This is a genomic window from Micromonospora trifolii (genome assembly GCF_022229005.1).
GTDB lineage: Bacteria > Actinomycetota > Actinomycetes > Mycobacteriales > Micromonosporaceae > Micromonospora > Micromonospora trifolii.
The window spans coordinates 1-22,504 of record NZ_JAKKFD010000004.1 but is presented as its reverse complement, the minus strand read 5'-3'; the positions used below and the strand labels follow the sequence as shown (position 1 = coordinate 22,504).

At 71.0% G+C, this 22,504-nt stretch carries 14 protein-coding genes and 1 pseudogene; 8 read left to right on the top strand and 7 right to left on the bottom strand.

Features of this window, described 5'->3' with window-relative positions; genetic code table 11:
• Nucleotides 1–47 precede the first annotated feature (47 nt).
• From NIE79_RS04230 to mce, 4 genes are all read right to left on the bottom strand, one after another.
• Nucleotides 48–2,138, bottom strand: coding sequence for a coiled-coil domain-containing protein (locus tag NIE79_RS04230; RefSeq protein ID WP_238677292.1), 2,091 nt, complete (start codon nucleotides 2,136–2,138; stop codon nucleotides 48–50).
• A gap of 177 nt (nucleotides 2,139–2,315) precedes the next feature.
• The gene (locus NIE79_RS04225; protein ID WP_238677291.1) at nucleotides 2,316–3,578 is read right to left on the bottom strand and encodes a DivIVA domain-containing protein; all 1,263 of its coding nucleotides are present in this window, start codon (nucleotides 3,576–3,578) and stop codon (nucleotides 2,316–2,318) included.
• 300 nt (nucleotides 3,579–3,878) lie between these two features.
• A complete protein-coding gene (gene ccrA, locus NIE79_RS04220) occupies nucleotides 3,879–5,234 on the bottom strand; it encodes a crotonyl-CoA carboxylase/reductase (RefSeq protein ID WP_238677326.1) in 1,356 nt (451 codons plus the stop codon).
• Between the two features lie 374 nt (nucleotides 5,235–5,608).
• Entirely contained in the window at nucleotides 5,609–6,085 is a 477-nt protein-coding gene (gene mce, locus NIE79_RS04215; protein WP_112621592.1) for a methylmalonyl-CoA epimerase, read from the bottom strand.
• A 61-nt stretch (nucleotides 6,086–6,146) separates the two neighbouring features.
• On the opposite strand from mce, the gene NIE79_RS04210 reads away from it, so the two are divergent.
• The 7 genes and pseudogenes from NIE79_RS04210 to NIE79_RS04180 form a co-directional block, all read left to right on the top strand.
• Nucleotides 6,147–7,346 (top strand): acetyl-CoA C-acetyltransferase, encoded by a 1,200-nt coding sequence (locus tag NIE79_RS04210; RefSeq protein ID WP_238677290.1) that lies wholly within the window; start codon nucleotides 6,147–6,149, stop codon nucleotides 7,344–7,346.
• Complete coding sequence (gene meaB, locus NIE79_RS04205) at nucleotides 7,343–8,344, top strand: methylmalonyl Co-A mutase-associated GTPase MeaB (RefSeq protein WP_238677289.1); 1,002 nt, start codon at nucleotides 7,343–7,345, stop codon at nucleotides 8,342–8,344. The genes NIE79_RS04210 and meaB overlap by 4 nt, the downstream gene beginning before the upstream one ends.
• A gap of 228 nt (nucleotides 8,345–8,572) precedes the next feature.
• Nucleotides 8,573–8,992: an Asp23/Gls24 family envelope stress response protein gene (locus NIE79_RS04200; protein WP_238677288.1), complete on the top strand. Its 420-nt coding sequence runs from the start codon at nucleotides 8,573–8,575 to the stop codon at nucleotides 8,990–8,992.
• Nucleotides 8,993–9,052: 60 nt separating this feature from the next.
• A complete protein-coding gene (locus NIE79_RS04195) occupies nucleotides 9,053–9,466 on the top strand; it encodes an Asp23/Gls24 family envelope stress response protein (protein WP_238677287.1) in 414 nt (137 codons plus the stop codon).
• A 158-nt stretch (nucleotides 9,467–9,624) separates the two neighbouring features.
• Nucleotides 9,625–11,313, top strand: a complete 1,689-nt coding sequence (gene icmA, locus NIE79_RS04190) for a coenzyme B12-dependent isobutyryl-CoA mutase large subunit (protein ID WP_238677286.1) — start codon at nucleotides 9,625–9,627, stop codon at nucleotides 11,311–11,313.
• 187 nt (nucleotides 11,314–11,500) lie between these two features.
• On the top strand, nucleotides 11,501–12,424 hold the full coding sequence (locus NIE79_RS04185; protein ID WP_238677285.1) for a tetratricopeptide repeat protein: 924 nt from the start codon (nucleotides 11,501–11,503) through the stop codon (nucleotides 12,422–12,424).
• A gap of 69 nt (nucleotides 12,425–12,493) precedes the next feature.
• Nucleotides 12,494–13,489: pseudogene (locus NIE79_RS04180) on the top strand (arginase family protein); the annotation flags it as partial.
• A 571-nt stretch (nucleotides 13,490–14,060) separates the two neighbouring features.
• Here the strand turns inward: NIE79_RS04180 and NIE79_RS04175 are convergent.
• Nucleotides 14,061–16,025 (bottom strand): penicillin-binding transpeptidase domain-containing protein, encoded by a 1,965-nt coding sequence (locus tag NIE79_RS04175; RefSeq protein ID WP_238677284.1) that lies wholly within the window; start codon nucleotides 16,023–16,025, stop codon nucleotides 14,061–14,063.
• A 289-nt stretch (nucleotides 16,026–16,314) separates the two neighbouring features.
• On the opposite strand from NIE79_RS04175, the gene NIE79_RS04170 reads away from it, so the two are divergent.
• Nucleotides 16,315–21,396 carry an NAD-glutamate dehydrogenase gene (locus NIE79_RS04170; protein ID WP_238677283.1) on the top strand — a complete coding sequence of 1,694 codons (5,082 nt, stop codon included), beginning with the start codon at nucleotides 16,315–16,317 and terminating at the stop codon, nucleotides 21,394–21,396.
• 74 nt (nucleotides 21,397–21,470) lie between these two features.
• Here the strand turns inward: NIE79_RS04170 and NIE79_RS04165 are convergent, their stop codons facing one another.
• Both NIE79_RS04165 and NIE79_RS04160 read right to left on the bottom strand, forming a co-directional pair.
• Nucleotides 21,471–22,187, bottom strand: a complete 717-nt coding sequence (locus NIE79_RS04165) for a class F sortase (RefSeq protein WP_274523592.1) — start codon at nucleotides 22,185–22,187, stop codon at nucleotides 21,471–21,473.
• On the bottom strand, nucleotides 22,171–22,504 hold a 334-nt coding region (locus NIE79_RS04160), incomplete at its 5' end, for a GVDTG sorting domain-containing protein (protein WP_504893274.1). The genes NIE79_RS04165 and NIE79_RS04160, both read right to left, overlap by 17 nt.

Genomic DNA, 22,504 nt, shown 5'->3' with positions numbered 1-22,504 from the left:
TGACGGAAAGTGTCCAAGATTTCGAAGCCTCGACAGGCGTGTGCCCGTCACTCCTTCTCGATGGTGACCTTGCTGGGCTTGGCGCTGCGCTCGTCGGTGGTCGGCTTGGTGGGTCGCTTGCCGTTCTCGCCGGTGCTAGTGATCTTGGTGGGCTTGGCGCCCCGGCCACCCTCGCCCGGAACGGCGGCCACTGTCGGCTCCCCGTCCACCCCGGCGCTCGCCGTGCCACCGTCCACAGTGGTCATCGGCTCGGCCACCGGCCGCGTCGTGGACTGCCCGGACTCCTCCGCGCCCGCGTTCACCGGTTGCCTGGTGTCGGTGGGCTCCGTCTTCAGCCCGGTGCCCGTACCCGACCCGGCGGCCGTGCCGGCGGCAACGCTCACGCCGTCGTCCCCACCAGTGGGCACGCCGCCGCTCGCACCGTCCTCGCCGGCCGGCGCCGTCGGGCCGTCGATCGGGCCGGCGACACTCTGCAACCGCAGCTCGGACATCTGACGCTGAAGCTCGTCGGACTCCTGCCGGGCCTTCCAGGTCTCCTGCCGCAGATCCGCCAGCTGCTGCTGGGCCTGGGCGATCTCCAACATCACCTGGGCCAACTGCTGCCGGCCCGCCGCCGACTCCTGCTGGGTCGCCGCCAGGTGCTGCTGGGTGGTGGCCAGGTGCTGCTGCGTGGTGGCCGCGTACTCCTCGAACTGCCGGCGGGACGCCGCGACATGCTCGTCGGCCTTGCGGCGTTTGTCGCCGGCCTCGGTCTCGGCCCGGCTCAACAGCTCGGCGGCCTCCGCCTCGGACCGCTGACGTAGCGCCGCCGCGTCCTGCTCGGCCGCCTGACGGACGCCGGCCGCCCCCTGCTCGATCTCGTTCTTGCGAGCCGTGTACTCGGTCTCCAGCTCGTCCTTGCGACCAGAGTATTCGGCCTCCAGCTCGTCGCGGCGAGTGGTGAACCCGCTCTCCAGCTCCTGCTGACTGCTGGCGAACCCGGCCTCCAGCTCCTGCTGGCGCGCCGCGTGCTGCTTGTCCAGCTCGTCGCGGCGCTTGGCGAACTCCTGCTCGGCCGCGGACCGTCGCTGCGCCAACTCCCGGTCGGCCGCCTCCCGACGGGAGTTGACCTCCTGCTCCACCCCGGCCCGCCACGCGCCCAGCTCCTGCTGGGTCTGCGCTCGGGTGTGCTGCACGTACGCCTCGGTCTCGGTGCGCATCCGCTGCACGTACGCCTCGGTCTCGGCCCGGCTGCGCTTCGCCGACTCGGTGGCCTGCGTCGTCAGCCGCTCGGCCTCCTGCTGTGCCTTGGCGCGGGTGGCCCGACCGGCCATCGACGCGTCGTCGATGATCTGCTTGGCCTCCTGCTGCACCTTGGCGTGGGTGGCACGGCCAGCTTCGGTCGCCGTGTCGGTGAGCCGCTTGGCCTCTTGGAGCGCCTTGGCGTGCACCTCCTTGGCGGCGTCGCGCAGATCGCCGGCCTCCTGCCGGGCGTTGGCCAGCGTCTCGCGGGCCGTCTCGCGCAGCTTGGTGGCTTCCTGCTGGGCCCGGGTGTGGATCTCCTTGGCGGAATCCCGCAGCTGGGTGGCCTCCTGCTGGGCCTTCGCCAGCGCGTCCTGCGCGGCCTTGCGCAACTGCGCCGACTCGTCCTTTGCCGACCGCAGGGTCGCGTCCGCCTCGGCCCGCTGGGCGGCGCTGTGCCGCTCCTCCTCCGCGCGTCGGGCGGCGAGGGCGATCTCAAAGTCCTTCAGCGCCCGCGCGGCCTGCTCGCGGGCCTCCTCGATGATGTGCTCGGCAGCGGCACGACGGGCTTCGATCTCCCCGTTCGCGTCGGTGAGGATCTGCTCGGCCTGCTCCTCGGCGAGCGTGAGGATCGACTCGACCCGCGGGCCGAGGTGCCGGAACGACGCCCGGTCGACCACGTTCATCTGCTTGCGCACCTGGGTCAGGTCGCGCTGGAGAACCTCGACCTGGCCGGCGAGCTTGTGGATCTGTGTGTACGCCTGTTCCCGTTCGGAAGCGAGGGTCGCGATCTCGTGCTCAGCACGTGCGACATAACGGTCGACCTGTTTCTTCTCGTACCCCCGCAGAGCGGACTCGAAGCTGGGCTCCGTCGTCACGTCCCCGCCGAGAGCGAACAGTTCCTCGCCGTGCGACATGCCCCCATCCTCACACGCATCGGGCCCTGCTGGGGCGATACGGACGGCCCTTGTGGGAGCTACTTCACTCCGTTGCGGTCAGCGAATACCAGGGGTTAGGAAACGCATACGGCGCGAGGTGGCACCGGTTACCCGGTGTCACCTCGCGCCGTCGATGCCCCGAGCTGGCGCCTCGCGTCAGCCGGCGGTCTCCGCGGGCACCCGCTCCTGACCACCCTCGTTCTTCTTGGCTTCCGGCTTGGCGGCCGGAGCGGCCTGCGCCGGCATTCCCGGCACGATGCCGGCCAGCCCGGAGAGCATCTGACCCAGCTGCGAGGTGACCGCGTCCTTCTGCCGGGTGAGGTCCTCGACCTCGCGGCGGGCGGCCTGCGTGGTCAGCTCCGCCTCGGTGCGAGCCTCGGTGAGCAGACGCTGCGACTCGGCCTTCGCCTCGTTGAGGGTCTTCTCCGAGTGCGCCTTGGCCTTGTCGACCGTCTCGGCGGCGTTGCGCTCCGACTCGACCCGCCGCGCCTCGGCGCGCTGCTCGATCTCCTTGGCCCGCTCCTGCGCGGCCCGGGCACGCTGCTCGGCCTCGCTGACCATCTTCTGGGTCTGCGCGACCTGGGCGGCGTGCCGCTCGGACTCCTCGCGCTCGGCCTTCTCCCGCCGCTCGGCCAGCTGGAGCTCCAGGGCCTGAAGGTCCTTGTCGCGCTTGTCCCGCGCATCGGTGAGCAGCTTGGTCGCCTCGGCGCGCTTCTCCTCAGCCTCGCGGGCAGCCTTCGCCCGCTGCTGGGTGATCTCCCGCTCGGCGGTGGCCCGCAGGGTGGCGACCTCCCGCTCGACTGTCGACTTCAGCTCGGCCACCTCGTGCGCGGTGACCGTACGCAGCTGCTTGGTCTCCCGGTCGGCGTCGGCGCGCAGCGTGTCGGCCTCGCGGCGGGCCTGCACCCGGGCCTCGGCGGCCTCGCGCTCGGCGGCAGTGCGCAGGTTGCCCGCGTCGCGCTCGGCGCTCGCCTTCATGGCGGCGGCCTCGGCACGCGCCTTGTCGGTGATCTCGCGGGCCTCGAGGCGGGCGGCGGAGAGGATGCCCTCCGACTCGCGCTTGGCCTCGTTGCGGTGGTCGTTGGCCTGCTCCTCGGCGAGCCGGAGGATCTGCTCAACGCGCGTCCCGAGCCCGGAGAGGGTGGGCCGGCTGTTCTCTTCGAGCTGCTTGTTCGTGTCGGTGAGCTTCTGCTCCAGCGCACTCATGCGCTGCTCGGCCTGGCGGAGCCGACGCTGGGCGTCGTTCATCCGCTGCTCGGCCTCGGCACGGGCCTGCTCGGACTGGGTCAGCGCGGCGGTCATCCGGCCGAGGAAGTCGTCGACCTGATGGGTGTTGTAGCCGCGCAGGCCAACGGTGAAATCTGGCTGCGAGTTCGCGTTATCGAAGAACGCGAGAGGGGAGGACTGCTGCTGGGGCATTGGGACATACTGGCAGACGCCCCAGGGTGCTTCGCAAGAGCGGTGCGAAGCTTTCGTGCCCTCATTACATGGTCAACTCCCGCGATCGGCGAGGTCGGACCAATCGGCGATCTTGGCAGGTCCTGGCGGGTCGGACGCCACGCAGCGTGACGCGGAAAAGGGCCCCGGGGTTACCCCGAGGCCCTTTGTTCGATCCGGGTGGCTTATCCGCTAATGGGGGCGGAAGAACAATGAGCGATCGGCGCAATGGTCAACCGGCGTTCCACCGTCCGGTCGGGACCCGGCAACCGGCGGTACCGGTCAGTGGCCCCGGAACCGGTTGATCGCGTCCTCGTGCCGGGCCCGCAACTCTCCGTCGCGTACGCCCAGCCCGTCGGTGGGTGCGAGGCAGCGCACGCCGACCTTGCCCTGGTGGGCGTTGCGGTGCACCTCGTACGCGGCCTGGCCGGTCTGCTCCAGCGGGTAGGTGCGCGACACCGTCGGGTGCACCTTGCCGAGCGCGACGAGGCGGTTGGCCTGCCACGCCTCGTGGTAGTTGGCGAAGTGGCTGCCGACGATCCGCTTGAGGTGCATCCACAGGTAGCGGTTGTCGTACTGGTGCAGGAAGCCGCTCGTGGAGGCGCAGGTGACGATGGTCCCACCGCGCCGGGCCACGTAGACGCTGGCGCCGAACGTCTCCCGACCCGGGTGCTCGAACACGATGTCCGGGTCCTCGCCACTGGTCAGCTCGCGGATCCGTTCGCCGAAGCGCCGCCACTCGTCCGGGTCCTGGGTCTCCTCGTCCTTCCAGAAGCGGAAGCCCTCCGCGGCCCGGTCGATGACCAGCTCCGCGCCCATTCGGCGGCACAGCTCGGCCTTCTCCGGTGAGGACACCACGCAGACCGGGATCGCGCCGCCGTTGAGTGCCATCTGGGTGGCGTACCCGCCGAGGCCGCCGGACGCGCCCCAGATCAGCACCACGTCACCCTGCTTCATGTTGGCGCCGTGGTGGGAGACGAGCTGTCGGTACGCGGTGGAGTTGACCAGCCCGGGGCTGGCCGCCTCCTCCCAGCTCAGGTGCCGCGGCTTGGGCATCAGCTGGTTGGCCTTGACCACCGCCAGTTCGGCCAGCCCGCCGAAGTTGGTCTCGAAGCCCCAGATCCGCTGCTGCGGGTCGAGCATTGTGTCGTCGTGCCCGGCCGCGTCCTCCAGCTCGACGGAGAGGCAGTGCGCGACCACCTCGTCGCCGGGGGCCCAGCGGGTCACCCCGGGGCCGGTGCGCAGCACCACGCCCGCCGCGTCCGAGCCGACCACGTGGTACGGCAGGTCGTGCCGGCGGGTCAGCTCGGAGACCCGGCCGTAGCGCTCCAGGAACTTGAAGGTGGGCAGCGGCTCGAAGATGCTGGTCCACACCGTGTTGTAGTTGATCGCGCTGGCCATCACCGCGATCAGCGCCTCGCCCGGCGCCAGCTCCGGCGTCGGCACCTCCTGCACGTGCAGCGCCTTGCGTGGGTCCTTGTCCCGGGTGGCCATGCCGTCGAACATCCGGGCTTCCTCGGCGCGGACCACCACGCCCCGATAGCTCTCCGGTACGGGCAGCCCGGCGAGGCCGGCGAGTTCGCGGTCCGGATCGTTCGATTCCTCCGCCGCCATGATCGCTTCGAGGATGTCCTGCACGGTGACCTCCGGTTCATCCGCACCCGCACGGGCCCGGGTGCTGCCATCGTCGGCGCCGGTGGGCACGACCGCCATGTCGGCATTCGACACATCCGGCACCGGTCGCGCTCCTGTGGGGCCGGACGTTACTGAACGGTAGCTAGGCCGGGAAGTCCTCTGTGAAAAACTGCATCCGCCAATGCGTGAAGGTGTCCAACCACCCCGCCAACCGCGCACTGACGTGCGCGCACCCCGGCCCTGCTGGCCGCCACTCCCTGTTGATCAAGAGCTTTCGGTCACCCGAGGGGCGCAGGCTGACGCAAACCTCTTGATCAACAGGGGCAGGGCAGGGGTGGGGGTGGGGGCAGGGCAGGGGCAGGGGTGGGGGTGGGGGGTTAGTGGGGGGTGGGGGCGGGTTGGACCAGTTCGACGAGGACGCCGCCGGCGTCCTTGGGGTGGACGAAGTTGATCCGGCTGTCCGCGGTGCCACGCCTCGGAGCGTCGTAGAGCAGGCGCATGCCGCGCTCGCGGAGCGCCGCGCAGGCCGCGTCGATGTCCACCACGGTGTACGCGACCTGCTGCACTCCCGGCCCGTTGCGGTCCAGGAACTTCGCGATCGTCGACTCCGGGGTGAGCGGGGCGAGCAGCTGCACGCAGCCACCCTCGGTGGTCGGCCCGACGGCCAGCATCGCTTCCCGAACCCCCTGCTCGGTGTTGGTCTCCACGTGTACGCAGCGCATCCCGAACGTCCGCTGGTAGAAGTCGATCGCGGCGTCCAGGTCGGCCACGGCGATCCCGACGTGGTCAATCTTGCGAAGTCCGATGTCTGTGACGTAGTCCGCACCGGGCTCGACGGGGGAGTTCTCTGCCATGGCGCTAGTCTGACCGAACAATCGTTAAGGCGTACAGCTCGGCACCCCCTCGGAGGCAGGCATGGCTTCGGTGATCGTCAGTGGCGCGCGGACCCCGATGGGCCGGCTGCTGGGCAACCTCAAGGACCTCCCGGCCACGAAGCTCGGCGGGATCGCCATCAAGGCGGCGCTGGAGCGTGCCGGTGTCAGCCCGGACCAGGTCCAGTACGTGATCATGGGGCAGGTGTTGCAGGCCGGCACCGGTCAGATCCCGGCTCGGCAGGCGGCGGTCGAGGCCGGCGTGCCGATGTCCGTGCCGGCGCTGACCATCAACAAGGTCTGCCTCTCCGGCCTGGACGCGATCGCCCTGGCCGACCAGCTGATCCGCGCCGGCGAGTTCGACATCGTGGTGGCCGGCGGCATGGAGTCGATGACCAACGCCCCGCACCTGCTGATGGGCCAGCGCACCGGCTACAAGTACGGCGACGTGGTGGTCAAGGACCACATGGCGCACGACGGGCTCAGCGACGCCTGGGACTGCTGCTCGATGGGCGAGTCGACCGAGCGGCTCGGTGCCAAGCACGGCATCTCCCGCACGGAGCAGGACGCCTTCGCCGCCGCCAGCCACCAGCGGGCCGCCGCCGCGCAGAAGAACGGCCACTTCGCCGACGAGATCGCCCCGGTGGTCATCCCGCAGCGCAAGGGTGACCCGTTGGTGATCACCGAGGACGAGGGCATCCGCCCGGACACCACTGTCGAGTCGCTGGCCAAGCTGCGCCCCGCCTTCGCCAAGGACGGCACCATCACCGCCGGCAGTTCGTCGCCGATCTCCGACGGTGCCGCCGCGGTGCTCGTGATGAGCAAGGCCAAGGCGAAGGAGCTGGGACTGACCTGGCTGGCCGAGATCGGTGCGCACGGCAACGTGGCGGGCCCGGACAACTCCCTGCACTCGCAGCCGTCCAACGCGATCAACCACGCCCTGAAGAAGGGCGGCCTGAGCGTGGCGGACCTGGACCTCATCGAGATCAACGAGGCGTTCGCGCAGGTCGGTGTCCAGTCCACCCGGGATCTGGGGATCAGCCCGGACAAGGTCAACGTCAACGGCGGCGCGATCGCGCTGGGTCACCCGATCGGCATGTCCGGCGCGCGCCTCGTCCTCACCCTCGCCCTGGAGCTGAAGCGGCGCGGCGGTGGCACCGGCGCTGCCGCGCTCTGTGGCGGCGGTGGCCAGGGCGACGCGCTGATCATCCACGTGCCGGGCAAGGCCGCGGCCAGCCAGTGAGCGAGGCTGAGCACGTCCCGGCAGCGGCCGCCACATCGGTGCGCCGCAGCCGGGACGTACCGCTGCTGGTCGAGCGGGCCCGCACGGGGGACCCCCGCGCGGTGGCCCGGCTGATCACGTTGGTGGAGAACGGTGACGCGCTGTTGCCGGCGATCGCCGCGGCGCTGGCGCCGTACGCCGGGCAGGCCCAGGTGGTCGGGCTGACCGGTTCACCCGGGGTGGGCAAGTCGACCACCACGAACGAGCTGGTCCGCGCGCTGCGGGCGCGCGGGCACCGGGTGGGAGTGTTGGCGGTCGACCCGTCCAGCCCGTTCACCGGCGGAGCGATCCTCGGTGACCGGGTGCGGATGCAGGACCACGCCACCGATCCGGGTGTCTACATCCGGTCGATGTCCAGCCGGGGGCACCTCGGCGGGCTGGCCGCGGCGACGCCGCAGGCGGTCCGGGTGCTGGAGGGCGCCGGCTGCGACGTGGTGCTGGTGGAGACGGTCGGCGTCGGGCAGGCCGAGGTGGAGGTCGCCTCGCTCGCCGACACGACGCTGGTGCTGCTCGCACCCGGAATGGGCGACGCGATCCAGGCGGTCAAGGCCGGCATCCTGGAGATCGCCGACGTGTTCGTGGTCAACAAGGCGGACCGGGACGGCGTCGACGCCACAGTCCGTGACATCCAGGGCATGATCGCGCTCGGTGAGCGCGGGCCGGGGCAGTGGCGGCCCCAGGTGGTCCGGTCGGTCGCCGCCCGCGGCGAGGGCATCGACGACATCGCCGCCGCCATCGACAAGCACCGGGGCTGGCTGGTCGAGCACGGCGAGCTGCGCCGCCGCCAGGAGGCGCGGGCCGCCGCCGAGATCGAGGCGATCGCGCTCGGCATCCTCCGCGCCCGGATCGGCTCACTACGCGACGGTACGGAGTTGGCCACGCTCGCCACCAAGGTCGCCGAGGGCGCCACCGACCCGTACACGGCGGCTGACGAGTTGCTCGCCCAGCTCGCGCGCTGACCCGGCGTTCCGCCGACCGGTGCATCGACCTGCACGAGCCGGGCCGACACGGTCCGGTGCGGACGGACGTCGTCGCTGGTGCGGTCGGCGCAGTGCGTCTCACGCCCGCAAGCGAAGGTCGCTCTGGTTTTAGTAGGCTCGCCGCGCGTGGCCGCACGTGAGGCTTCCGCGAAGCGGGCTGACGAGCCGGTCGGTCCACAGTGCACCGGGACCAGGGGAGATGCGATCATGACGGACGCGGTGGAGAACGCCGGCGCAGTGCAGCCCGCCACGGGCGCGGCCCGGGGTGTCACGTCGGTCTCCGACGAGGTCGTGGAGAAGATCGCCGGTGCGGCCGCTCGCGCGGTGCCCGGTGTCGCCGATCTCGGCGGTGACGTGGCCCGGTTCTTCAACAGTGTGCTGGACAAGGTCGGCCTGGACACGGTGGGCGATGCTCGCCGGGGTGTCTCGGCCGACGTGAAGGGCAGCGCGGCCGTCATCAACGTGGTCCTGGTGATCGACGCCGGGCACGTGGTGGCCGACGTGACCGAGGCGGTGCGGGCCGCGGTGATCGAGGCGGTGGAGAAGTACGGCCTGACGGTCACCCAGGTCAACGTCACGGTGGACGACATCGAGCTGAACCAGCCGGGCGCGGCAGCCGGAGCCTGAGGCGCGGCTGCCCAACAACCTGACGGCTGACTCGGTGGTGTGAGGAGCAGGGGAGCGACTGTGGACCTGGAAGCAACGCGGGAGCTGACCAGGGCGTCGGCGCCGGCTGGCGGGACGACTCAGGTCGCCGACGAGGTGATCGAGAAGATCGCCGTCGCGGCGGCCCGCGCGGTGCCCGGCGTGGCCGACCTGGGCGGGGACGTCGCCCGGTTCTTCAACGCGGTTCTCGACCGGGTCGGGCTGGACCAGGTGGGTGACGCCCGACGGGGTTGCTCGGCCCACGTGACCGAGGACGCCGCAGTGGTCAACTTGGTGTTGGTGATCCAGGCCGGTCGACAGGTGGCAGAGGTCAGCGCTCAGGTGCGCGCTCGAGTGACCGAGGCGGTCGAGACCTTCGGGCTGCGGGTCGATGAGGTCAACATCCGGGTCGACGACCTGGCGATGAGCGAAACCCCCACCACGCCCCCAATCTGAGGGGTGCGCGGCGCGATCTGACCCGATCTCCACGTCGATCATGCGGTCGTCGACGCGGGCGCTCGCCGTTACCCGTGAGTACGGGCTGACTTAGCGATCGTTCAGGTAGGGGCCTTACACTCGACGTGCAGTCGAGGACCCGAGGAGGAGCCCTGCTCATGGACGCCGACGAGATCGACGCCGGACGGGCGCGCTGGCAGGCCCGGTACGACGCCGCGCGCAAGCGGGACGCGGACTTCACGACACTTTCCGGCATGACGGTGGAGCCGGTGTACGGGCCGCCGGAGGGCGCCACCTATCCGGGGTTCGAACGGATCGGCTGGCCGGGCGAGTATCCGTACACCCGGGGTTTGTATCCGACCGGCTATCGCGGGCGGACCTGGACGATCCGGCAGTTCGCCGGCTTCGGCAACGCCCAGCAGACAAACGAGCGCTACAAGATGATCCTCGGCGCCGGCGGCGGCGGGCTCTCGGTGGCGTTCGACATGCCGACGCTGATGGGTCGCGACTCGGACGACCCGCAGGCGCTCGGCGAGGTCGGCCACTGCGGCGTGGCCATCGACACCGCCACCGACATGCAGGCGCTCTTCGACGGCATCGACCTGGCCGGCGTCACCACCTCGATGACCATCTCCGGCCCGGCGGTGCCGGTGTTCTGCATGTACCTGGTCGCCGCCGAGCGGCAGGGCGCCGACCTGTCCAAGCTGGACGGCACCCTGCAGACGGACATCTTCAAGGAGTACATCGCGCAGAAGGAGTGGCTCTTCGACCCGGAGCCGCACCTGCGCCTGATCGGCGACCTGATGGAGTACTGCGCCCGGGAGATTCCGCGCTACAAGCCGCTGTCGGTCTCCGGCTACCACATCCGTGAGGCCGGCTCGACAGCGGCGCAAGAGCTGGCGTACACCCTGGCGGACGGCTTCGGCTACGTCGAGCTGGGTCTCTCGCGTGGGCTGGACGTGAACGTCTTCGCGCCGGGCCTGAGCTTCTTCTTCGACTCGCACCTCGACTTCTTCGAGGAGATCGCCAAGTTCCGTGCCGCCCGCCGAATCTGGGCCCGCTGGCTTCGCGACGTCTACGGCGCGACCAGCGAGAAGGCCCTGTGGCTGCGGTTCCACACGCAGACCGCCGGGGTGTCGCTGACCGCGCAGCAGCCGGTCAACAACGTCGTGCGGACCGCCGTCGAGGCTCTCGCGGCGGTGCTCGGCGGCACCAACTCGCTGCACACCAACGCGCTGGACGAGACCCTGGCGCTGCCCACCGACGAGTCGGCCGAAATCGCCCTGCGTACCCAGCAGGTGTTGATGGAGGAGACCGGTGTGGTCAACGTGGCCGACCCGCTCGGCGGCTCCTGGTACGTCGAGGCGCTGACCGACAAGATCGAGGCCGAGGCGGAGGAGATCTTCGCCCGGATCCGGCAGCTCGGCGGGGACGGCCCGCACCAGATCGGCCCGATGACCTCGGGCATCCTGCGCGGTATCGAGGACGGCTGGTTCACCGGGCACATCGCCGAGTCGGCCTTCGTCTACCAGCAGGCCCTCGAAAAGGGCGACAAGAAGATCGTCGGGGTCAACTGCCACAGCGGCACCGTCGCCAAGGAGCTGGAGATCCTGCGCATCTCGCACGAGGTGGAGCTGGAGCAGCGCCGGGTGCTCGCCGAGCGCAAGGGCGCGCGGGACGAGTCGGCGGTCCGCGCGGCGGTGACCCGGATGATCGACGCGAGCCGCACCGACGAGAACATGATTCCCGCCATGCTCGACGCGGTCCGCGCCGAGGCGACCCTGGGCGAGATCTGCGACGCCCTGCGCGCCGAGTGGGGCACCTACCGAGAGCCAGCCCGCTTCTAACCCCTGCCCCCACCCCCACCCCCACCCCCGTCGATCTTGCAGATTCTGTGCCGACATAAGGCATGAATGCGGCGTACCGGCGACAGAATGTGCAAGATCGCGGGGGGTGCGGGCGGGGCGTGAGAGTTGCAACGTCGGGGTTGCGGGTGAGCTGAGATCGGGGGCTCACGTGCGAGACTAGGTAACCATGAGCGACCCACGGATCACCTCGTCGATCTTCACCCGCGGCGCGGTCGACCTCAGCACGCTGCGTGGCCCCGCACCAGCAAGTACCCGCCCCGGCACGCCCCCGCAGGGCGGCCCGTCCAACGGCGCCCCCGGCGCGCCCACCGCCGGCGGTGACACCGCCATCGTGGATGTCACCGAGGCGACCATCCAGTCCGACGTGCTCGAACGCTCGATGGCCACGCCCGTCGTCGTGTTCTTCGGCGCGGCCGGCTTCCCGGAGAGCGACGAGTTCGCCCCGGTCCTGGAGCGCCTGAACGCCGAGGGCGGCGGCACCTGGGTGTTGGCCCGGGTCGACGTGCAGGAAAATCCCCGAATCGCCCAGATGTTCCGGGTGCAGGGCATCCCCATGGTCTACGCGGTCGTCGGCGGTCAGCCGGTCGACGCCTTCTCCGGAGTGGTGCCCGAGGCACAGCTGCGGCAGTGGCTCCAGGCCGTGCTCAAGGCCGGCGGCGTGGCCGTCGCCGAGCCGGAGGACCCCCGCCTCGACGAGGCGGACGACGCGCTGATGAGCGGCGATCTGGACGCCGCCGAGCAGGCGTACCGGAAGATCCTCGCCGACGCCCCGGCGGACGCCGCGGCCACGGCGGGGCTGGCCCAGGTCGGGGTGGCCCGTCGGGTGGCCGGCGCCGACCCGTCCACAGCGCTGGCCGCCGCCGAGAGCGCCCCCGACGACGTTGCCGCCCAGCTGCTGGCCGCCGACATCGAGGTGCTCAGCGGCCTGGCCGAGCAGGCGTACGCGCGGCTCGTCGGTCTGGTCCGGCGCACCGCCGGTGAGGACCGTGAGACGGTTCGCCAGCACCTGGTCTCGCTCTTCTCCATTGCCGGCCCGGACGATCCGGCGGTCGCCTCGGCGCGTCGGGCTCTGGCCAGCGCCCTGTTCTGAGTTCGTAGCACGCCAGCGCGGGCCGGCGTTCCGGCCGGCCCGCCCGACCACCGAGGACGGGAGCTCACGATGCGCCGGATCGCCGTCCTCGACGCGCCGACAAATCTCGGTCTACGGCCGCCGACTCCAACGTCGGTCCCGGGTTGCGCCAAAGCGCCCGGGGCGCTGCGCGACCACGACCTGCTGGCCCGGCTCCGCGCCCGCGACGCCGGTTGCGTCACCCCCGCGCGGTACGACCCGGGGGACTGGCGGCCCGGCGACGGGGTGTGCCACGCCCGGGAGATCGCCGACTACTCGTTGGCCCTCGCCGAGCGCATCGGCTCGATCATCGACCGGGGCGAGTTCCCGGTGGTGCTGGGTGGCGACTGCTCCGTGCTCCTCGGCTCGGCCCTGGCCATGCACCGCCTCGGCGAGGCCGTCGGCGGGCGGATCGGGCTGGTCTTCGTCGACGGGCACTCCGACTTCCGGCACCCCGGTAACGCCTCCTACGTCGGCGCGGCCGCCGGTGAGGACCTGGCCCTGGTCACCGGGCGAGGGCAGGCCGACCTGGCCGCGCTGGAGGGCCGCCGGCCCTACTTCCGCGACATCGACGTGGTGGTGCTCGGCATCCGTGCTCAGGACGAATACCGGCTCGACCTCCAGGCCGCCGGGATCACCACCCGACCGGTGCCGGCGCTGCGTGCCGAAGGTGCCGCCCGGACGGCCCAGTGGGCGCACGAGCAACTCGCCGACTGCGCGGGCTACTGGGTGCACATCGACGTGGACGTGCTCGACCCGGCGGTGATGCCCGCAGTGGACGCCCCCGACCCGGGTGGAATCGCCTTCGTCGAGCTGGAGATCCTGCTCGCCGGTCTGGTCGACACCCCGCACTGCCTCGGTGTGGAGCTGACCGTCTTCGATCCCGACTACGACCCGGACGGCTCGTACGCGGCCGAGATCGTCAACACAGTGGTCGCCGGTCTGGCACCGGTGACCGCCCCGGAAGCCGTGCCGCCCCGACTGCTGTCGGCCCGGCCGACGCCCTCCCCGCGGCGCGGCAACGGCCGGCCCGCGACCGCCACCGAGCGGCTCGACCGTGCCGAGCGTCCCGCCCGTGCCGAGCGGCTCGACGGGCTGGCTGGGCTTGACGGGCTCGACAGTGCTGAGCGGGTTGCGAGGCGTGAATTCCCCGCTGACATCGACCCCGCTGGCATCGACCCTGCTGACACCGACCCCGCTGATGTCGGGCCTGCTGGGCTCGGGTCTACCGATGTCGGGTCTGCCGGCGTCGGTGTCAACGGCGTCGGTTCGTCGGTGAGCGCGGTGCCGCACGACGTACCGGCCGAGGCGGAGTCAGCCGGCACTGGTGGACGGGCCCACGCCGAGCCGTCGGGTGTCGCGGCCGCTGTCGCGGCCCTGGTCGAGCGCGAACCGGTCGGCCCGCCGGCGTCGGCCGGCCCAGGTCTCCTCCGACGTACCACCCCGTCGACACAGAACCCGCCCGAAAGGCACGAAGCCGACACCGCCTGACCCGGCCCCCGGCCCCATAGCCTTGATCGACTCGGTTTCCGTGATTCCGGGGGTGCCCGAGGGGCTTGGGCACCGCAGGTTCAGCGAAACCGAGTCGATCAAGGTTGGGCGCCGGGAGGGCGTGGGGTCAGGAGGTCGGGAGGGCGCGCAGGAAGCGCTCCGCCATCGGGACGGCCGAGGCGGTGCTGGCCCCGCCCTTCTCCACGAAGACGGCGAACGCCACGTCGCCCCGCCAACCGACGAACCAGGCGTGGGTGTGCGCCGGGTTGTCGTCGTACTCGGCGGTGCCGGTCTTGCCGTACACCTCTCCCGGCACGTCCTTGAGCGCGCTGCCGGTGCCGGCGGTGACCACCTCGCGCATCATCGTGCGCAGCGCCGCCACGGATTCCGGCTTGAGCTGCTCGCCTGCCGGTGCCGGCTTGGCCGGCGCCGGGTCGATCAGCAGCTTCGGCTGCTCGAAGCGGCCGCGGGCGACCGCGGCGGTGGCGCCGGCCATGGCGAGCGGGCTGACCAGCGTGGTGCCCTGCCCGAACGACGCGGCGGCCTGCTCGGCCAGGCTGCCGCCCGTGGAGACCTTGCCGGTGAAGGCGTCAGTGCCGAGGTCCCACTGACCCTCCAGGCCCAGCGAGCGGCCGGCGGCGGCCAGCCCGTCGCCGCCGAGCTTCGGGGCCAGCGCGGCGAACGCCGTGTTGCAGGACTTGGCGAAGTCGGTGCGGAACGGCACCGAACCGAGCTCGAAGTTGTCCGAGTTCTTGAAGGACCGGCCGTCCACGGTGAAGGTCTTCTTGCAGTCCACCGGGCCGTCCAGCGTGACAGCGCCCCGGTCCAGCAGGCCCAGCGTGCTGACCATCTTGAACGTGGAGCCCGGAGGCACCTGGGCGTCGAAGGCCAGATTCTCCCCGGCCGGGCCGGGGCCGTTCGCTGCGGCGAGCACGGCACCGTCGCTGATCCGGATCGCCACCAGTGCGGACCGGCGCGACTCGGCGCGCAGTGCCCCGTCGGCCGCGTTCTGGACGGCGACGTCCAGCGTGGTCTTCAGGGCCTGCCCGGGCTGCGGCTCCCGGCGGAACAGCTCGGTGCCGGTGGGTTCGAGTTTGCCGCCCTCGGTCGGACGCTCGACCACCACTGTCAGCCCGGGGCCGCCGCGCAGTCGTTCGTCGTAGCGGCCCTGAAGCCCGCCGTGCCCGACCAGATCGCCGACGACGTACCGGTCGGGGTGTGCGGTGAGGTCGTCGGCCTGCGCCGGGTCGACCGAGCCGAGCAACGCGCGGGCGAACTCGCGGGTGGGCGCCAGGTCGATCTTGTCGGAGACGAACTTGGTGCCGGGCAGGTCGTAGATCCGGGGCTTGATCTGCCGGTACGCCTCCTCGCGGAGCGACACCACCTCGACGAAGGCACCCGGCTCGGCCTTGGCCACCCGGTCGGGCAGGTCGGCCAGGTCGACGCCGGGGACCAGCGCAGGGCGGATCGCCTTGAACGCCGCGTCGAGGTCCTTGACGAGCTTCTTGAGGTCGGTGACCCCGTTGGGCTGCACACCCACCCGGACCACCGGGCGCGGGGTCACCAGCGGCTTCCCGGCGTTGTCCAGCAGCGCGGCGCGGGCACCGGCGTCGCGACGCAGCGCCAACCGGTCGCCCTTGGTGAGCTGCTCGTGCACCACCTTCGGGTCCCAGATCACCTGCCACTGGTCGTCGTCGCCGTGGGCGAGCCGCACCTCCCGGTCGTACGCCCAGCGGGTCTGACCGGGCAGGGTCCACTCCACCTGGACGGTAGTTGTCGCGATGTCCTTCGTGATCTTCGGCTCGCCGCGACGCGTCAGCGTGGGCGGAGTCGCCGCCAGCTCACCGGAGAGGTCCTTGATCTCGCGCGCCACGTCGGCCGACGGCAGTTTCGAGCCGAGCGGGTCGATCAGACCAACCGACTGGAGATCACCGCTGCGCCAGCCCGCGAGGAAGGCGTCGACGGAGCGCTGCGGCCCGTCGTCACCCGAACAACCGACCAGGACACCCGCCGCGAGCAGGGCCGTGGCGACGGCGGCGGTCAGCCGTCGGGCGGGGTTCGGCCGGTGGGGCCGGGGGTACGACAAGGGCATGAAGCTGGTCCTTCCGATCTCGGACTGCCCTCGCACGGTAGTACGCGAACGCCGTCCCCAACGTCCCCCAGGTGCTCGGCCGCGCTCAAAGACGGGCCGCGCCCGTGTGATGAACATCGCGTGGCGGGGTATCCCGCAGCCGGCCAACCTCGGACCCGCAACGGGTGAAAGGACAAAGTCCCGATCCGGACGTCTGGCCAGTGGTCCGCCGACGAAGGCGCACAACGGCAGGGCCTAGGCTGGGCGGCAGAGTGACCCACAACGCGGTGGGTCGAGGGGAGTGGCACCGATGGACCGGCGTCCGGCGATCAAACCGGAACCCGACCTCCGGCAGGATGACTCCGGCCGGGACGATGACAGCTTCGATTCGGCGACCGACGGGGACGGCTACGGCCGACTCGACACGGGCGTCACCGGGCTGACCGGGTCGAGCATCGACACCATCTACGATCTGGGTCTGCCAGCCGAGGCGCTGGCCGACGACGTGGAGGACGCCGAGCTCGACGAACCAGTCCCCAACGCGGAGCGCCTGGTGGCCCAGGCCGTCGCGCTCGCGGGGGACGACCACGACGCGGCGACACTTGTCGGCCGTTTCTGGCGGTTCGCCCCGGACGAGGAGCTGGTCGGCTTCACGGCGGAAGAGATGCTCGACGCGGCCCGGGCACACCGGGATCTCGCCCAGCAGCGGGTGCCGGGTGAGTTGAAGCTGCGGATCCACGAACCGCACGCGGACCAGCACCACACTGTCGTCGAGATCGTCACGGACGACATGCCGTTCCTGGTCGACTCGGTGACGGCGCTGCTCAACTCGTACCACCTCGACGTTCACCTGCTGGTGCACCCGCTGGTGGTGGTGCGGCGGGAGCCGCTGGGCCGGCTCACCGAGGTTTCCGCGGATGTGGAGCCGGACGACGCGATCTCCGGCGACATCATCGAGAGCTGGATGCGGATCGAGATCGACCCGGTTCGGGACGCGGCCGAACGGGACCGGTTGCGCCGCGAGTTGCAGCGGGTGCTCACCGATGTGCGGGAGGCGGTGGAGGACTGGCCGAAGATGCGTCAGCGTGCCCTCGCGCTCGCCGACGAGCTGGCCTCGGCCCGTACCTCCGACAACCGCCCACCGGTGCCGGAGAAGGACATCACCGACTCGGTGGAGCTGCTGCGCTGGCTCGCCCAGGACCACTTCACCTTCCTCGGGTACCGCGAGTACCGGCTGGTGGACGCCGACGGCGGCGACGCCGCGGACCCGGTCGACGGCAAGGCGTTGGAGGCGGTGCTCGGCACCGGTCTGGGCATCCTGCGCTCCGACTCGCCGGATGCGCGGTCGCTGTCGTCGATGACGCCCGAGGCGCACGAGAAGGTGCTGGAGAAGCGCCTGCTCATCATCACCAAGGCCAACTCCCGTGCCACTGTGCACCGCTCGGCGTACCTGGACTACATCGGCTTCAAGATCTTCAACTCCGCCGGTGACGTGATCGGTGAGCGCCGCTTCCTGGGCCTGTTCTCGACGGCCGCCTACCGGACGAGCGTCCGGGAGCTGCCGGTGGTACGCCGCAAGGTGGCCGAGGTGCTGGACCGCTCCGGCCTGAGCCAGCGCAGCCACTCGGGCAAGGATCTGATCCAGATCCTGGAGACCTACCCGCGCGACGAGCTTTTCCAGATCAAGACCGACGACCTCTACCACGCGGTTGTCGGCGTGCTGCGGATGGCCGGCCGCCGGCAGCTGCGCGTCTTCCTGCGTCGGGACGCGTACGGGCGGTTCATCTCCTGCCTGATCTACCTGCCCCGGGACCGGTTCACCACCCAGAACCGGCTGCGCATGCAGGACATCCTGCTGCGTGAGCTGAACGGCGTCGGGGTGGACTACACCACCCGGGTCACCGAGTCGATGCTGGCTCGGGTGCACTTCATCGTCCGTACCGACCCGACGCGGCCGCCCGGCGACATCGACGCCGACCTGCTGGCCGAGGAGTTGGCCGACGCGACCCGGCTCTGGGACGACGACTACCGGTTGGTGCTGGAGCGCAAGCTCGGCGACGAGCAGGCCAAGCACCTGTTCACCCGGTACGCCGACGCGTTCCCGGAGGGCTACAAGGACGGGCACACGCCGTACGAGGCGATGAAGGACCTGGCGAAGCTTGAGCTGCTGGAGGAGCCCGGCCAGCTGGAGATGCACCTGTTCCGCAAGCAGTTGGCGCCCCGGCCGGGCACCCGGGTGCCGGGCGCCGACCTGGCCGAGGCCATGGACGTCCGGTTCAAGGTCTACCGCTACGGCGAGCCGATGATGCTCTCCGCAGTGCTGCCGGTGCTGCACTCGCTCGGCGTACGGGTGGTCGACGAGCACCCGTACGAGGTGGACCGGATCGACGGTCGGGTCTACCTGTACGACTTCGGCCTCATGCTGCCCGAGGGGCATCACGAGCTGGCCGAGGTGCGCCCGCACGTGGAGAACGCCTTCGCGGCCGCCTGGCGCGGCGAGGCCGAGGTGGACCGGTTCAACGAGCTGGTGCTGCGCGGCGGGCTGACCTGGCGGCAGGTGGTGGTGCTGCGGGCGTACGCGAAGTACCTGCGGCAGGCCGGCACTGTCTTCTCGCAGGACTACATGGAGCAGACCTTCATCGCGTACCCGAAGCTCGCCGCGTTGCTGGTGGAGCTCTTCGAGACCCGGTTCGCGCCGGGCGAGTCGAGCACCGAGCAGCGGCAGCAGCGCAGCGGTGAGCTGGTGGAGACGATCCGGGGCGCGCTGGACGACGTGGCGAGCCTCGACCAGGATCGGATCCTGCGCTCGTACCTGACGCTGATCGAGGCGACCCTGCGGACCAGCTTCTACCAGAAGCGCGCCGACGGGCGACCGAAGGCGTACGTGGCGTTCAAGCTCGACCCGCAGGCCATTCCGGACCTGCCCGCGCCGCGACCGAAGTTCGAGATCTTCGTCTACTCGCCCCGCTTCGAGGGTGTGCACCTGCGGTTCGGGCCGGTGGCCCGGGGCGGGTTGCGCTGGTCCGACCGTCGGGAGGACTTCCGTACCGAGGTGCTGGGCCTGGTCAAGGCGCAGATGGTGAAGAACACAGTGATCGTGCCGGTCGGCGCCAAGGGCGGCTTCGTGTTGAAGCAGAAGCCGGGTGACCGGGACGAGGCCGTCGCCTGCTACCAGGAGTTCGTCGGCGCGATGCTGGACGTCACCGACAACATCGTCAGCGGGCAGATCGTGCCGCCCGAGGACGTGGTCCGGCACGACGGCGACGACCCGTACCTGGTCGTGGCGGCCGACAAGGGCACCGCGACGTTCTCCGACATTGCCAACGAGATCTCCAAGACCCACAACTTCTGGATGGGCGACGCATTCGCCTCCGGCGGATCCGCCGGCTACGACCACAAGAAGATGGGCATCACCGCCCGGGGCGCCTGGGAGTCGGTCAAGCGGCACTTCCGGGAGCTGGGCCTGGACACCCAGACCCAGGACTTCACTGTGGTCGGCGTCGGCGACATGTCCGGCGACGTGTTCGGCAACGGGATGCTGCTCTCCGAGCACATCCGGTTGGTGGCCGCCTTCGACCACCGGCACATCTTCCTCGACCCGGAGCCGGACGCCGCCACCTCGTACGCGGAGCGTCGACGGCTGTTCGACCTGCCCCGGTCCTCCTGGGAGGACTACAACCCGGAGCTGATCTCGGCAGGTGGCGGCATCTTCCCGCGTACCGCGAAGTCCATCCCGATCACGCCGCAGGTCCGGGCGGCGATCGGCCTGGACGACGACGTCACGCAGTTGTCGCCGCAGGATCTGATGAAGGCGATCGTGACCGCCCCGGTGGACCTGTTCTGGAACGGCGGCATCGGCACCTACGTCAAGGCCTCCACCCAGACCAACGCGGAGGTGGGCGACAAGTCCAACGACGCGATCCGGGTGGACGGGCGCAGCCTGCGCTGCCGGGTGGCGGGCGAGGGCGGCAACCTGGGCTGGACCCAGCTCGGCCGGATCGAGTACGCGTTGACCGGTGGCCGGATCTACACGGACTTCATCGACAACGCGGCCGGGGTGGACACCTCCGACCACGAGGTGAACATCAAGATCCTGCTCAACACGGCGGTGGCCGATGGTGAGCTGACCATGGCCGACCGGGACGAGCTGCTGGCCGGGATGACCGACGAGGTCGCGGAGCTGGTGCTGCGGGACAACTACGACCAGGCTCGGGCGATCAACAACGCCCAGGCCCAGGCCGCCTCGCTGCTTCCGGTGCACCGCCGGATGATCAACGAGCTGGAGCGGTCGGGCGGGTTGGACCGCGCGTTGGAGGCGCTGCCGCCGGACGAGGAGCTGGCGGTCCGCAGCGAATCCGGCCTGACCGCGCCGGAGTTCGCGGTGCTGCTCGCGTACGTGAAGATCGTCCTGGAGCGGGAGATCCTCACCGAGGGGTTGGCCGACGAGGAGTGGACGACCGACGTCCTGGTCAACTACTTCCCGACGCCGATGCGCGAGCGGTTCGCCGACCGGATGGGCCGGCACCGGCTGCGCCGGGACATCGTCACCACAGTGCTGGTCAACGAGGCGATCAACCGGGGTGGCATCTCGTTCATCTTCCGGGTGGTCGAGGAGACGGCGGCCAGCGCGGCCGACGTGATCCGGGCGTACGTGGTGGTCAGCGAGGTGTTCGGCCTGCGCGACCTGTGGGACGCGGTCGAGGCGCTGGACAACAAGGTGGCGCCGGAGCTGCAGACCAGCGTCTACCTGGACACCCGTCGGCTGCTCGACCGGGCGGTGCGGTGGCTGGTCTCCAACCGGCGCTCGCCGATCGACGTTCCGGCCGAGATCGCCCGACTGCGCGACGGGGTCACCCGGTTGCTGCCGGGGCTGGAGGAGTTGTTCTACGGCAACGAGCGCCAGGGCATCGCCGCGCACATGGACTCGATGACCGAGCGTGGGCTGCCCCGCGAGCTGGCGGAGCGGGCGACCCGGCTGATGTACAGCTTCGGTCTGATGGACGTGGTGGAGACCGCGAACGCCAGCGGGCGGGACGTCAGCGAGGTGGCCTCGGTCTACTTCGTGCTGTCGGACCTGTTCCGGGTGGACTCGCTGCTGTCGAAGATCTCCCTGCTGCCGCGGGAGGACCGCTGGCAGACGTTGGCCCGGATGGCGCTGCGGTACGACCTGTACGCCGCGCTGGCCGCGCTCACCGCGGAGGTACTCGACTCCACCCCGGGCGACCTGCCGCCGCACGAGCGGGTACAGCAGTGGGAGCAGTCGAACGCCACCTCGATCCACCGGGCCCGGCGGGCGATGGGTGAGTTCGACGAGTCGCGGGCGGATCTCGCCGCCCTGTCGGTGCTGCTGCGCCAGATCCGCACCCTGGTACGGACCTCCGCGGCCGCCTGAGTCAGGTACGCCGGACGCGGTCCGGCCGGTCGGGGTGACCCGACCGGCCGGACCGCGTTTCGTTGCGCCGCCGGTCAGGCCGCCAGGGTGGCGAAGACGACGATGTTGTCCGGGTAGCTCTTCGCGGCCTGGTCGAACTGGCCGCCGCAGGTGACCACCCGCAGGCTGGGCCGGTCGGTCGGTCCGTAGACCAGCTCGGTGGGGAAGGCCGTCTTCGGGTACGACTTCACCGAGTCGACAGTGAAGGTGGCCGGCACTCCGTCGGCGCGGCGCACGGTGACGGTGTCGCCGGGGGTGAGAGCGCCGAGGTCGAAGAAGACGGCCGGGCCGAGCACCGCCGAGTCCACGTGCCCGACGATGACCGCGTTGCCCGTCTCGCCCGGGCTCGCTCCGGGCTCGTACCACCCGGCCTGGTCGGCCTTGTCCAGCGGAGGGACCTGGACGGTGCCGTCCGGGTTGGTGCCCAACGACATGATCGTCGCGTTGACACCGATCCGGGGGATCTCGATGCTGGTCGGCGCCGAACGGGCCAACCCGGCCGCGGCCTGACCGACCGGCTGCCCGTCGACCGGCAGCGCATCGTCGGCGGTGCTCGCCGGCGGGGTGGCCTCGGGGCCGGCCTGGGCCAGCGGCTGCGGCGGTCGGGGAGTGGGCGTGGTCTTGAGGGAGGCGCCGATCATGCCGGCGCCGATCATGGCCATGGTGACGACGACGGCCGTGCCGGCGGCACGCCACGGTTTCCCGTGGCGGCCGCCGGCCGGTGTCGCCGTCACGTCAGACGAGCGAACCATCGGTCCGCCGACGACGCATCAGCACGATCCCGCCCAGCGCGGCAGCGCCGAGCAGGCCCGCCCCGCCGGTGGCCAGACCCCGGTCGGTGCCGGTGCTGACGCCGCCGTCACCACCGTCGACACCGCCGTGCGGCAGCACGACGAGCTCGCCCTCGCCGCAGGAGCCCTTGAGCTCGTAGCGACCCGGCTTGGCGTCCTTGTCGACCTTGGCCTCGCCGTAGTAGACGAACTCGCGCTCCTCGTCCCAGTCACGCTCGTCCGAGCCGCGCTCGTCCTTGCCGTAACCGCCACGCTCGTCGGAGCCGTGCTCGTCCTTG

Coding starts and splice junctions, on each gene's coding strand:
- NIE79_RS04230 (WP_238677292.1), bottom strand. CDS start 2,138: ATGTCGCACGGCGAGGAACTGTTCGCTCTCGGCGGGGACGTGACGACG.
- NIE79_RS04225 (WP_238677291.1), bottom strand. CDS start 3,578: ATGCCCCAGCAGCAGTCCTCCCCTCTCGCGTTCTTCGATAACGCGAAC.
- mce (WP_112621592.1), bottom strand. CDS start 6,085: ATGGCAGAGAACTCCCCCGTCGAGCCCGGTGCGGACTACGTCACAGAC.
- NIE79_RS04210 (WP_238677290.1), top strand. CDS start 6,147: ATGGCTTCGGTGATCGTCAGTGGCGCGCGGACCCCGATGGGCCGGCTG.
- NIE79_RS04200 (WP_238677288.1), top strand. CDS start 8,573: ATGACGGACGCGGTGGAGAACGCCGGCGCAGTGCAGCCCGCCACGGGC.
- icmA (WP_238677286.1), top strand. CDS start 9,625: ATGGACGCCGACGAGATCGACGCCGGACGGGCGCGCTGGCAGGCCCGG.
- NIE79_RS04185 (WP_238677285.1), top strand. CDS start 11,501: ATGAGCGACCCACGGATCACCTCGTCGATCTTCACCCGCGGCGCGGTC.
- NIE79_RS04175 (WP_238677284.1), bottom strand. CDS start 16,025: ATGCCCTTGTCGTACCCCCGGCCCCACCGGCCGAACCCCGCCCGACGG.
- NIE79_RS04170 (WP_238677283.1), top strand. CDS start 16,315: ATGGACCGGCGTCCGGCGATCAAACCGGAACCCGACCTCCGGCAGGAT.
- NIE79_RS04165 (WP_274523592.1), bottom strand. CDS start 22,187: ATGGTTCGCTCGTCTGACGTGACGGCGACACCGGCCGGCGGCCGCCAC.